General features: G+C 71.9%; 12 protein-coding genes. 7 read left to right on the top strand and 5 right to left on the bottom strand.

The window, feature by feature from the left end; genetic code table 11:
• Window positions 1–296 precede the first annotated feature (296 nt).
• The 4 genes from fbaA (at window position 297) to IEZ01_RS26585 (ending at window position 4,707) form a co-directional block, all read left to right on the top strand.
• The gene (fbaA, locus tag IEZ01_RS26600) at window positions 297–1,319 is read left to right on the top strand and encodes a class II fructose-bisphosphate aldolase (RefSeq protein WP_019888163.1); all 1,023 of its coding nucleotides are present in this window, start codon (window positions 297–299) and stop codon (window positions 1,317–1,319) included.
• 272 nt (window positions 1,320–1,591) lie between these two features.
• Window positions 1,592–3,025 (top strand): MFS transporter, encoded by a 1,434-nt coding sequence (locus tag IEZ01_RS26595; RefSeq protein ID WP_189204171.1) that lies wholly within the window; start codon window positions 1,592–1,594, stop codon window positions 3,023–3,025.
• Window positions 3,026–3,152: 127 nt separating this feature from the next.
• Entirely contained in the window at window positions 3,153–4,385 is a 1,233-nt protein-coding gene (locus IEZ01_RS26590; RefSeq protein ID WP_019888165.1) for a helix-turn-helix domain-containing protein, read from the top strand.
• 97 nt (window positions 4,386–4,482) lie between these two features.
• A complete protein-coding gene (locus IEZ01_RS26585; protein ID WP_189204169.1) occupies window positions 4,483–4,707 on the top strand; it encodes a hypothetical protein in 225 nt (74 codons plus the stop codon).
• 144 nt (window positions 4,708–4,851) lie between these two features.
• Here IEZ01_RS26585 and IEZ01_RS26580 read toward each other — a convergent pair whose 3' ends face one another.
• Entirely contained in the window at window positions 4,852–5,610 is a 759-nt protein-coding gene (locus IEZ01_RS26580) for a GntR family transcriptional regulator (RefSeq protein ID WP_189204167.1), read from the bottom strand.
• A 108-nt stretch (window positions 5,611–5,718) separates the two neighbouring features.
• Between IEZ01_RS26580 and IEZ01_RS26575 the strand changes: the two genes are divergently transcribed.
• Entirely contained in the window at window positions 5,719–6,156 is a 438-nt protein-coding gene (locus IEZ01_RS26575; RefSeq protein ID WP_019888168.1) for a hypothetical protein, read from the top strand.
• Between the two features lie 230 nt (window positions 6,157–6,386).
• Complete coding sequence (locus IEZ01_RS26570) at window positions 6,387–6,644, top strand: hypothetical protein (RefSeq protein WP_189204165.1); 258 nt, start codon at window positions 6,387–6,389, stop codon at window positions 6,642–6,644.
• A gap of 191 nt (window positions 6,645–6,835) precedes the next feature.
• Here IEZ01_RS26570 and IEZ01_RS26565 read toward each other — a convergent pair whose 3' ends face one another.
• From IEZ01_RS26565 to IEZ01_RS26555, 3 genes are all read right to left on the bottom strand, one after another.
• Window positions 6,836–8,029 carry a hypothetical protein gene (locus IEZ01_RS26565; protein ID WP_189204163.1) on the bottom strand — a complete coding sequence of 398 codons (1,194 nt, stop codon included), beginning with the start codon at window positions 8,027–8,029 and terminating at the stop codon, window positions 6,836–6,838.
• Window positions 8,030–8,059: 30 nt separating this feature from the next.
• A complete protein-coding gene (locus IEZ01_RS26560) occupies window positions 8,060–9,124 on the bottom strand; it encodes a ferritin-like domain-containing protein (protein WP_189204161.1) in 1,065 nt (354 codons plus the stop codon).
• An 85-nt stretch (window positions 9,125–9,209) separates the two neighbouring features.
• Entirely contained in the window at window positions 9,210–9,926 is a 717-nt protein-coding gene (locus tag IEZ01_RS26555; protein ID WP_189204159.1) for an AfsR/SARP family transcriptional regulator, read from the bottom strand.
• Window positions 9,927–10,290: 364 nt separating this feature from the next.
• Here IEZ01_RS26555 and IEZ01_RS26550 point away from each other — a divergent pair, with 364 nt between their 5' ends.
• Window positions 10,291–11,028, top strand: coding sequence for a hypothetical protein (locus tag IEZ01_RS26550; protein WP_019888173.1), 738 nt, complete (start codon window positions 10,291–10,293; stop codon window positions 11,026–11,028).
• On the opposite strand, the gene IEZ01_RS26545 is transcribed toward IEZ01_RS26550, so the two are convergent.
• Window positions 11,015–12,360 (bottom strand): NAD(P)/FAD-dependent oxidoreductase (locus IEZ01_RS26545; RefSeq protein WP_373287670.1); only part of this gene is annotated, 1,346 nt, incomplete at its 5' end. The two genes, IEZ01_RS26550 and IEZ01_RS26545, sit on opposite strands and share 14 nt — an antisense overlap.

Genomic DNA, 12,360 nt, shown 5'->3' with positions numbered 1-12,360 from the left:
TGTCGTACGTCTCCGCGTACGCGCTCGACGAGCTCGGTCTGAGCTGACGCTGTGACAGGTGGGACGCCGGATGTCTTGTGAGGCGTTCCGAGAGCTCACGGCGACCAAGTCGTGACCTGGGGCGCGTCGTCCGCTCTCCGGGACACCCGCTCTGACCTGCGGTTTTGCGAAGGGGTGGACTGTTTCACGTGAAACGGTCCACCCTTCGCGTGTGCCAAGATAGGGGCGACGATGACGTCGCCCCCAGGTCAGGGCCAGCACATATCGCACCCCCGCACATCACAAGGAGCGGACAGATGCCCATCGCAACCCCCGAGATCTACAACGAGATGCTCGACCGGGCGAAGGCAGGCAAGTTCGCCTACCCGGCCATCAACGTCACGTCGTCCCAGACCCTGCACGCCGCGCTGCGCGGCTTCGCGGAGGCCGAGAGCGACGGCATCATCCAGATCTCGACCGGTGGCGCTGAGTTTCTGGGCGGTCAGCACAGCAAGGACATGGTGACCGGCGCGGTCGCCCTGGCCGAGTTCGCGCACATCGTCGCGAAGAAGTACGACATCACCGTCGCGCTCCACACGGACCACTGCCCCAAGGACAAGCTGGACGGCTACGTCCGTCCGCTGCTCGACATCTCCGCCGAGCGTGTCGCCCGCGGTGAGAACCCGCTCTTCCAGTCGCACATGTGGGACGGCTCCGCCGAGACCCTCGCCGACAACCTGGCCATCGGCCAGGAGCTGCTCGCCAAGGCCGCCGCCGCCAAGATCATCCTCGAGGTCGAGATCACCCCGACCGGTGGCGAGGAGGACGGCGTCAGCCACGAGATCAACGACGAGCTGTACACCTCCGTCGACGACGCCATCCGCACCGCCGAGGCCCTCGGCCTGGGCGAGAAGGGCCGCTACCTGCTGGCCGCCTCCTTCGGCAACGTCCACGGCGTCTACAAGCCGGGCAACGTCGTGCTCCGCCCCGAGCTGCTGAAGGACCTCCAGGCCGGTGTCGCCGAGAAGTTCGGCAAGGCGTCCCCGTTCGACTTCGTCTTCCACGGCGGCTCCGGCTCCACCGCCGAGGAGATCGCCACCGCGCTGGAGAACGGCGTCGTGAAGATGAACCTCGACACCGACACCCAGTACGCCTTCACGCGTCCGGTCGCGGACCACATGTTCAAGAACTACGACGGTGTCCTGAAGGTCGACGGCGAGGTCGGCAAGAAGTCCACCTACGACCCGCGGACCTGGGGCAAGCTCGCCGAGGCGAGCATGGCCAAGCGCGTCACCGAGGCGTGCGCGGCGCTCCGCTCCACCGGCACCCGCATCAAGTAGTACGGCGCCTGGAACTCCAGGCGGCACCTGGGGCCCGGCCCCGCGTCCCACGGCGCGGGGCCGGGCCTTCGCCATGTCCCGCGCACCAGGGCGGGGCGGGCGGGGGCCGTGCGCGGGCCGGGCGCGGCGCCGCTGGTTGCCGCCCGCGTCGAAGGCGACCGCGGCCGTGACTGCGGTCGCCGACGGCTCCGGGCGCGGGGAGGATGCGTACCGGGGCCGGGCGGGTCCGGCCTGCGGTCGCCGACGGCCCCCGGCGCGGGGAGGATGCGGCTATGGACATCCGGATGGCCTCGGCGACCGGGCGCTGGCTCCTCTTCACCACCGTGCTCGCCTCCGGCATGGCGCTGCTCGACTCCACCGTCGTCAATATCGCGCTGCCCCACATCGGGCGGGACCTCGGCGCGGACATGGCCGGGCTCCAGTGGACCGTCAACGCCTACATGCTCACCCTCGCCGGGCTCATCCTCCTCGGCGGCGCCCTCGGCGACCGCTACGGGCGGCGCCGGGTGTTCGTCGTCGGGGTGGTGTGGTTCGCGCTGGCCTCGCTCTTCTGCGGGCTCGCCCCCAACGCCGAGCTGCTGATCGCCGCCCGCGCCCTGCAGGGCATCGGCGGCGCCCTGCTCACCCCCGGCTCGCTGGCGCTGATCCAGGCCAGCTTCCACCCCGACGACCGGGCCCGCGCGGTGGGCCTCTGGTCCGGGTTCGGGGGCGTGGGCGCCGCCATCGGACCGTTCGTCGGCGGCTGGCTCGTCGACGGACCCGGCTGGAGGTGGGTGTTCCTCCTCAACGTGCCGCTCGCCGCGCTCTGCGTCCCGGTCGCACTGCGCCACGTACCCGAGTCGCGGGACCCGGCGGCCCACGGTCGCTTCGACGTGCTCGGCGCGGTCCTCGGGGCGGCGTCCCTCGGCCTTGTGACGTACGCGCTGATCGGCGAGGCGTGGTGGGCCGGAGCCGCAGGGGGCCTGATCGGGGCGGTGTTCGTCCTCGTCGAGCGCCGACGGCCCGATCCGATGGTGCCGCCGTCCATCTTCGCCTCCCGGCAGTTCACCGCCGTCAACCTCGTCACCCTGTGCGTCTACGCGGCCTTCGGCGGCTTCTTCTTCCTCGCCGCCCTCCAACTCCAGGTCGTCTCCGGCTACTCGGCCCTGGCCGCGGGCACCGCACTGCTCCCCACCACCGTCCTGATGCTGCTGCTCTCCGCGAAGGCGGGCGAACTGGGCGAGCGCATCGGCCCGCGCATCCCCCTGACCGTCGGCCCGCTGCTGTGCGCCGCCGGAATGCTGCTGATGCTGCGCGTCGGCGAGGACGCCTCGTACGCGGGGGACGTGCTGCCCGCGATGGTCGTCCTCGGCCTCGGCATGACCGTCCTGGTCGCCCCGCTGACGGCCACGGTCCTGTCCTCGGTCGACGTGTCCCGCGCGGGCCTGGCCAGCGGTATCAACAACGCCGCCGCCCGCGCGGCCGGCCTCCTCGCGGTCGCCGCGCTGCCCCTGCTCGCCGGAATGGGCCCGGAGGCGTACCGCTCGGCGGCTGAGTTCGGGTCCACCTTCCGCCGGGCGATGCCGCTCTGCGCCGCCATCCTCGCGGCGGGCGCGGTCCTCGCCTGGGCCACGGTCCGAAGGCCCGCGGCGGCCGACTGCCATCCGGAGTGCAAGGTGCACTGCGGGGTGACGTCGCCGCCGCTGGATCCGGGGGAGCGGGCGTAGCGGCCGCTCCGGATGGAGGGGCCGACTTCGTCGTACGACTCCTGCCCTGACTGTTTCTGGCAGACGCTCCCCCGCGTCGCTCTCCCAGCCGTACGCTGACACGAAACGGCATGGAGAGGGGCGCCCCGTGGACATCCCCAGCGATCTCACCACCGGCGAACGGGTCGGGTTGCTGCGCGAGTCGCGCGGCATGTCGCGCGAGGTACTGGCCGGCATGTGCGGTCGTGGCCCGGACTGGCTGAAGAAGATTGAGACAGGCGAACGGGAGCTGCGCTCCAATGAGTTGATCCTTCGCCTGGCCGCGGCACTGCAGTTGCGGGACGCGTCGATCATCACCGGCGCGGAGGGCGCCCGGCAGACCGTGCCCACAGGCCGACTGCACCACCCGGGGATGCCCGCGATCTGGGATGCCGTGATGACCCGGCGCCTGTCCGCGACCCGAGCGGACAGCGCTGTGGACGTCGCTGAGCTCCAAGGGCGTATCGATCAGACGTGGTCGCTGTGGCACGCCTCCCCCCAGAACCGCAGCGAGGTCGCCAGGCTGCTGCCCACACTCATCCGACACGCCGAGGCTGTCGCACGGACAGCGGAGGGTGTCGAGCGGCGCGCGGCGCAGGTCGCGCTGTCCGACGTGTACCGGCTGACAGGGCAGGCGACCGCCTACCTCGCACCCCCAGAGTTGGCGTGGGTGGTGGCGGACCGGGCAATGACTGCGGCCCAGGACGCGGACGATCCGGCGGCCATCGGCGCGGCGGCGTGGAACATGGGGAACATCCTGCGAGAGACGGCGTATCCGGAGGATGCACTTCGCGTCGTCACCGAGGCCGCCGACCTCCTCCGGCCGCACCTGGAGACAGCTCCTGACGACTGGCGTGGTGTGTACGGTGCGCTTCAGCTGCACGCCGCGGTAACAGCTGCGAGGCAGGCCGAGGCGGGGACGGCGTGGCGGTTCTGGAAAGCCGGCGACCAGGTCGCGAAGAGCTTGCCCGCGGCATACGTCCACCCCAGCACGGTGTTCAGCCGGGCGAACGTCGACTTCCACGAGGTGTCGGTGGCGGTGGATCTGCACACGTCCCGTCAAGCGCTCTCTCTGGCAGACGAGATCGACCCCGACGCGATGCCGTCCGTCGAGCGCCGGGCACGCCTGTGGGTCGAGGTGGCGCGCGGCCACCTTCAGCGTGGTGACCGTACGGCCGCACTGCATGTGATGCGGCTGGCGCACGAGATCGGGGCCGAGACGGTCGCGTTCACCCCGTCGGCCCGCACCGCGGTGGCCGAGCTGTGGCGGGACGCGCCGCGGGCGCTCCGCCCGGAGGCGGCGAAGCTCGCGGAACGGATCGGGTTGCGAGAGGCCGGCTGACAGGGACAGACCGGGATACGGGGACAATCTGTCCCCGCTATTCGCGGGTAGCACCTCTACGGTGACGGTCCGTCATCGTCACTCCGAGGGGGACCACATGGCCCGGCCCTGGCATGCCTCACTGCGCCCTGATGCACCGTCCACAGGCGACTCCGAGACCGGCGAGGTCCGCGTTCCGCTGGAGCTGTGGACCGTCGACCGGTCCCAGGGACACTGCGATCTCGTCCTGTCCCGCGCCGAGGCGAAGGCCCTGCAGGCGTGCCTCACCCTGCTGACCACTCGTGGCGTCCCGCCTCCGCTCCGAGCGGAGGCGTTCGGATGAGCCGACCGTGCATCTACTGCTCCGAGGCCGGGGCTGACGTGTGCGTCCGCGCCGTCGCGACCGTGACCGGGCCGCCGCGCCACGAATACGCCCACCGCGCGTGTGCCCTGAGCCGTCGAGTGCCCCCCATGGCCCGTTTTGAGATCAGTCGTGCTGGATGCCGATCTCGTAGGCGATCTCCCATCGCACGTCGGCCACCGTGATGTCGGCGGTCTCCACAGGTCGCCCCTCGGCGGTGTAGTACGTGCGCTCGATCTCGGTGATCAGGTCGCCGACGGAAATGCCGAGCAGATTGGCCTGCTCCTGAGTTGCGCGGGCCGGGCGCGGCACCTCGACTGCCACGTCGACGATGACACCGATGGACCGCATCCGCTCGACCACTCCGGCGCCCGCGTGGGGGCCCATCTCGGGCAGGACAATCGGAGTTCCGTCGGTGATGGACATCGGCTCCCACGACTCGGACAGCTGAACGGGCTGCCCGTCGGCGAGAAACTCATAGCGGGTGTGGACGCACGGGTCACCTGGCTCAATGGCGAGACGCTCGGCGATCCGCTCCGGGGCCGGCACTCGGGCGGTGCTGCGTGACTCCCAGGTGCCGGCCTTGCCTTGCTCGCGCATGTCCGCGCGGAAGGGACTGCCGCCGCGGCGCTCGCGGTGGCGGGAGCGGACCATTCGGAGGCGTTCACGCGGGCGACGGACGTAGGTGCCGGATCCGGCGCGGCCCTCGAGAAGGCCCTCGATGATGAGGCGTTCCATGGCGCACTGTGCGACGGACTGGCCGACGCCGTACTCGTCGGCGATACGGGCGCGGCTGGGCAGCTTTTCACCGACGGCCCACTCACCGGACTTGATTCGAACGCGCAAGGCGTCAGCCACCTCAAGGTAAGGCTTTTCGCGGGGCATATGCGCACTCCGAGGGTGGTCCAGTCGATGTTGACAAAGCTAACCCATCAGGTTGAAGCTGAATACTCAGCATCACGAAACGTGACGCGCTGATCACAGGGGAGAGCTGTGCCCAGCATGGAAACCCGGACGGTGGCCATCGTCTGCATGCTCAATGCGGCAATCGAGGCCAAGCCGAGCATCACTGACGAGGTGCACCACATCCGGATCGAGGCCGCCATTCCCGACGACCTGAGCAGCGCCGGCAGGCAGGCCATCCTCGTGGCCCTCGGCCATGCCGACCGATACGGCCACCACCGTGCCCCAGACCGCGCGTTTGTTTGGGCCGAACTCGACAAGGACGTAAGGCCGGTGACCTCACCACTCCAACCCTCCGGCGCCAGCGCCCCGAGGGCCGGCACGGACCCGTCGTCCGAGTGCAGGCTCGACGAGTGCAGCCTGGGCCGGGGACCGTACGAGATCCAGGCATCCCGCCGGAGCGCGGACGAGAAGCCTCTGTTCACGGCGGGTTCGTCGCACCGATGCCCCCGGAGGCGGAAGCGGTGAGCACACGGTATTCGGTACGTCTTCCTGACCCGCCGGCCCTGGAGCACCTGGCAGTCTCCACCTGGATCGACGCAGGCCTCGTGCCACGGGCCTGCATGCTGATCGCGTACGACCCGCTCGCCGGTGGAGCGTCACCCCGGGACCCCCTCCGCCTGTTGCTCGGGCTGGCCCGGGGGCTCGGTCTCTCGTCGGGGCGTGAGCCTGCGACGCAGGTGGGTGGGCTTGTGTCCGTGAGTGACGCGGCGGTGGCGCTCGACTACGGCCACCCCGAGTACCTCATGACCGTCCCGTGGCCCGGACCGCGATGGCGGGAGCTGTCCCGCGTCACCCGGCGCGTGCACATCGCGCTCGGGCTCGATCCCCTGCCCGCCGGGAGTGGCATGGACGAGATCAGCGCCTACCTGGCACGTACGTCCGCGACCGGGCGTCTGTGGCGCGGGACCGGCGTCGTGCACAGTCCCCGACCCTCGATCGGACGGAACCGATGACCAACGATTCGACCGCGTGCGAGCAGTGCGGCAAGCGTCCAGCCGCACTCGTAGCCGTCCGGGCCGGCCGCGACGTCTACGCCTGCGTCGAGCACCGGCACGCCCTCTCGGCGCCGGCGGACGACATCCTGACGCACCTGGCGCAGTACCAGCACATGGCCCGTCAGACGGGCCGTACCCGAGCCAGGGACCTAGACCAGGTCGACGTCCAGGTAGTCCAGGACCCATGGCAAGGGGGTGGAGACCGAGACGCCCGTGGGGCTGCCGCCGATGAGCAGGCCGACCGGGTTCACGGACGCGTCGTAGTTCCACACCACCGCCCCGGAGTCCCCGGGCCAGGAGAAGGCGTAGCCGGGGCTGACGATCAGGGTCTGGCCGTTGAAGGGGAGCGCCGTGGGGGGTGAGGTGGTCGTGTCGTAGACGAGGCCGTTCCAGAACGGGACGTCGACCCTTCCGTAGGTCATCTGCGTGATGCAGCCGCTCTTGCCGACCACCGTGTTGACGACGGGGAACTGGGCCGTGCTGCCGATGCCGAAGAGCTGGGGGCCGAAGCCGGGCACGATGTGGACCTGGGACGGGCTTTGCACCACCTCGCCGGGGTAGCACCAGGCTCGGGCGCAGTCGGCGTAGTTCGGTGACGTGAAGGTCAGGTCGAGTTCCAGGACGCGGTCGAGGATCGCCACCCGGTCGCCGGGGCAGCGGCCGCCGTCGGCGGGGGACGGCTGGACGATGCAGGAGCCGAAGGCGGCGGTGTTCTTGTTGGCGATGACGTGGTTGGCGCTGACCAGGAAGACCTTGTTCGCGTCCGCCGTCGCCCGCCCCTTCGCGACGAACCCGAGCGTGCCTTGCACGCCGGTGTGGTGGCCGACGGAGATGCCGCCGGGCGCCGGTCGCTGCCGGTGGGTGTGGGTCTGCAGCCGGATCAGGCCGCTGTGCACCACCCGCAGGGGGAGGTCCGCGGCCGCGCGGACGCCGAAGGCGTCGACGACGAGCTCCCGGACCCGGTCGGCCGGTGTCGGCTCCGCCACGCACACGCTCAGGACCTCCGCGCCGGGCGCCCCTTCGCCGGGGCCGGTCCTGCCCGCGCCGACGCCCTGGATGGTGCCGACCCCCAGCAGGGAGTCGGCGGCCCGCGGCGCCCCGGTCCCGTACCGGGTGCGCGCATCGTTGAACAGGGCCGCGGTGACGGCCTCCTGGGCGTCCCGGATCCGCGTGTCCCGCAGACCGCTCGCCCGCTCCAGCGCCGCGCGGCTCTCCTCCGGCGGTGGGTAGGCGGGGACGCGGAAGTCCTCCGGTTCCTGGTCCGGGCTGCCGTCGAGGGGCAGATCCGGCGGCACCTCGAAGCGGCCCTCGCCCCAGCCCAGGCCCTGGCTCTGTTCGCTCATGGCACTCGTTCCTCACCGGGCCGGCCGGCCCTACGTTTCGACGTACCGGAACTCCGGTCCGTAGGTCTTGCCGCCGCCGCCCGGGACCTCGCGGAGCATCAGGAGCCGGGCCGGTCCCTTGAGGCCGACCATTTCGCCGACGGCGTCGTCGAGGAATCCCTCCGCCGTGGTCGTGTCCTCCGCCTTCCAGGCCCTTTCCAGGAGGTCCAGCATCTGGCTGTACTTCTGGTTGACCTTGTCCAGGAGCGTCTGCGTCTCGGCGTCGGGGGCCGGGTGACCGGGAGCTCCCCAGCCGCCTTCGGGCACGGTGCCCATCGGGCGGGTGCCGGGCATCGCGATCGGGTCCCCCGTGAACTCCCACCGGTCAGGATTCTCGGCGACCTTGACCAGCTTGCGGCCGTGGAAGAGCTCCCGGAAGACGTAGAAGTGGGCGAGTTCGGGGCTCTGCCCGGCGTGCGGGTTCTCCGGTGAGGCGGAGGTGCCCTCGCCCTGCTCCTTGATCACGTCGACGGCCGCCTCGACGTCGGCGAGCGAGGTGAGCGGCGCGAGGCTGTTTCCCGCGCCGTGGTGCTCCATGCGCCGTTCGAGCTGGTGAGCCCCGGTGATCAGCTCCGGGTGGTCCTGGAACGCCTCCAGGATCGCGGTGTAGAACGCGCCGATGGAGGTGTGCGAGCGGGCCTCCGCGATCGGGTCGTCGGGCTCCTCGATCTTCGCGAACAGTTCCAGGGACTCCTTCGTCAGCCCGCTCAGGAAGACCTTCAGCGACGGACGTACGCCACCGGGCAGCTGCCCGGGGTACTTCGGCACCGTGTGCACGTCGCCGAGGCGGGGGACCCCGCCGATGGTGGTGAGCATGTTCCCGGCGAGGCCGAGGTGGGACATCTCGTCGAAGACGATCCGCCTGATCGCCTGGAACACGTCCCCGCTCTGGGGCTCGATGGACCACATCGCGGACAAGTACGGGGGCAGGGTGGCGAGTTCCAGCATCATCGCCTGCTGGAGCGACTCCTTCAGCCAGTCGGCGTCGCGGCGCTCGGCGGGCTCCTCCATCAGTTCGACGATCCGGTTGCTCCGGTATTCGAGAAGCGACGTCATGGATAGCCCCTTTCGTGCCGCTTTTGCACCCTTTTATCCACTGGAAAGGGTAGGCCGGTGCCGTCAGCGCCGTGTCATCGCGCCGTCATCGAAGGGCCACCGGAATCATCCCGGCGAGCTGCGCGGACGGCTCCAGGCCCAGCTCGTCCCGGAGCAGCAGCCGGTACGCGCGGTAGTGCCGTACGGCCTCGATCACATTGCCCTCCGACAGATGCGCCGCCACGACCGCCCGGTGCGCGCTCTCCCGGAGCGGCTCGATCCGTACGCTCGCCAGCGCCGCCTCCAGGGCCAGACCCGGGCTGCCCTGCCGGGTCAGCCCGTCGGCGAGGGCTTCCAGCGCGTGCAGCCGCAGCTGGCGCAGCCGCTCACGCTCGACGAGCACCCAGTCCTCGTCCCAGCCGGGCAGCAGCTCACCGCCGCCCAGCAGGACCATGGGCATGGGACCGTGCGGGGACGGAGCCTCCGCGCGTACGACGCTGAGCGCCGTCTCGGCCAGGGCGCGGGCGTCCACCCGCAGGGCGTCGGTGAGCGCCACGGACTCCCCGCCGCACCGCACGAGCGGCCGGTCGCCGTGCGGCAGCTTCCACAAGGTGGTGCGCAGACTGCCCCGGGCGTGTTCCTCGGTGGCATCCGGCCACAGCGTCCCGGCGAGGACGCTGCGGCTGACGTGCCCGCGCAGCCCTACGAAGGCGAGAAGCCGCTGCGCGTTGCCGCACAGATCGACCGGCCCGGCGGTGGACTCCAGACGGAACTGGCCGAGCAGCCGCAGCTGAGGAGGGCGAGGAGGAGTGACGGTCGACATCTGCCCTTCTCCCAGGGTGCGTTGGCGGGCACGACCGAGCCGAACAGGCGTCTTCTCACCGTACGACAGCGGGCCGGAGGCGGCGCGCCGAGCCGGGCCGGCGCCCAGGCGCGGACCGCGTTTGCCGGACCCGGCGCCCAGGGGGAGACTGGGAGTGACCGCACAAGAAGCGCCCCAGCGCGGGCCGCCGCAGACCAATCAAGTCGGCGGCCCTGCCCGGCCCTTGGTGCGTCCTCACCGCCCGGCCCGCCTCGGACGACCGCTGCTTCGGACACCCGCTTCGTACCGTCGCCGCTTCGGACGACCCCCGCGCGCGCGGGCCCCTCCCCCTCCAACCAATACACCTTTCGATCAGGAGCTGGCGATGGTGAACCAGAACGCCGGCGCGTCCCAGGGGTCCTTCGAGGCCCGACTGCTGACGGCCCACCCCGAGACCGCGCTCATCTACGAGCTGGGTGCCCAGCTCCGAGGCCTGCCCATGCCCATCGTGGACTGGGAGGACCTCCTCAAGAAACTGCAGACCCAGGAGGTGGACCCGGCCACGATCGGGTTCCCGCCGCTCGACAACCTGTTCCCGCCGCTCGACAACCTGCCGGACGAGCCGTGTGTGCCCCCCGAGTTCTTCCCCGTGTACGACGAGGCCGACCTCGCCGTGAAGCTCACCGCGTTCGTCCGGATCTCCCTGCGCCAGGCCGAGGGCCACGGCTCGACCGCGCGGCTGCGGAACCCGATGCACAAGCGGTTCGCCGCGGTCGCGGAACAGGCCACCGGCAGCGGGCGCAGGAGCGGGGTCTTCGAGGAGGGCTCCCTGCTGGGGTCCCAGCGGGGCGACACCACCGTCCCCGACATCCACTTCCCCTGGGTCGTCACCCTGATCCTGCGGGACTGCTCCAACGAGCAACTGCTGCCCTGGTCCTGGATCACGGACGGGTTCTACACCACCACCTTCGACGCGAACGCCCAGTTCATCGCCCTCATCGACGGCATGTGGTCGGCGTACTCGCTGCTCGTCATGCGCGAGGGATACGTCAACCGGCTCGTCGTCCTGGACCGGGCGACCATGGCCGGCACCACTCAGAACATCTGCCTCAACCCGGCGTGAGGACCCCGGGGAGCGCGGCCGTCGCCGGGCGGCGCCGCGCCCAGAACGGCGACGACACCCAACGGACTTCGTCGGCGTAGGCCCTGGCGTGCAGGACGAGGTAGCGCGCCGCGATCCCGTCGACGAAGGCGCGGTACGCGGCGAGGGCGCCCGCATCGCCGCGCAGACAGCCGTCGACGGCCGCGGCCGCGCGGGCGCCGGTGTGCAGGGCCGTCAGGATCCCCTGGGAGGAGAGCGGGTCGCACGCGAGCGCGGCGTCCCCGGCGGCCACCCAGCCCGGCCCGGCCGGCGAGGCAAGACGCTGCCCATGGGCCGGCGCCCACCGCGGGTCCGGCACCCGCCCGGCGGCGTAGCCGTCCAGCCGGGTCCGTACGTGCCGGGTGCCGGCCGCCCGCTCCAGGAACCCGGCGGCCGTGCGCAGCCGGGGATCGACCAGGTCGAGGTCGGTGAGGTGGGCGACCAGCCGCCCGGCCGGCACGCGCGCGGTGTACCACCAGCCTTCCGGCGCCGCCTCGACGAGCGTCCGCAGGTCCTGGTCGGCCGGTACGGGGCCGGTCAGCAGGGCGTACGCGGCGACGAGCCGGTCCTGCCGCAGCCGTACGGCGCCCTGCCGGCCGATCACCGCACGCCGGCCGGTGGAGTCCACCAGCCACGCGCAGGCCAGCTCCCGCTCCACCCCGCGCTCGCGCACCACCAGCCGCCACGCCCCGGGCCAGCCGGTCCGGCGTACCGCCACGCCGCACATGGGCCGGGCGCCGGCGTCCTCGGCCGCGCCGCGCAGGAACGCGTCGAAGCGGACGCGGTCCAGGTGCCAGCCGTGGCCGTGCGGGTCCATGACGTGCCCGCGCCCGTACAGCTCCTCCGAGCCCCAGGCGGCGTCGGTGCCGGTGCAGGTCAGATGCCCGTCGGCGTCGAGCCCGGCCAGCAGCCCGAGATCGCGCAGCAGGGGCCGCGCGGCGGGCGGCAGGGTCTCGCCGATCCGGTACGGGCCCGCTCCCCGCGGCCGTAGCGGGTGTCCCGGCCGAGGGTCTCGCGGGCGGGGGCCTGGGGGTCGAGGGGCTTGGGGGTCGAGGAGCAGGACCCGGTGGCCCGCCCGGGCCAGGCACAGCGCCGCGACCGAGCCGGCCGGCCCGGCGCCCGCGACGATCGCGTCCCAGCTCGTCGGCCGGGTGCCGCCCGCGACCGAGCCGGCCGGCCGGGTGTCGGCCGCGGCGGGGTTCCAGTTCGTCGGCCGGGTGCCGCCCGCGGCCGAGCCGGCCGGCCGGGTGTCGGCCGCGGCGGGGTTCCAGTTCGTCGGCCGGGTGCCGCCCGCGACTGAGCGGGCCGGCCGGG

The sequence above is a fragment of the Streptomyces purpureus genome (assembly GCF_014648195.1).
GTDB lineage: Bacteria > Actinomycetota > Actinomycetes > Streptomycetales > Streptomycetaceae > Streptomyces > Streptomyces purpureus.
Note: the sequence above shows the minus strand (reverse complement) of the source record. Positions and strands in the feature narration are given on the sequence as shown.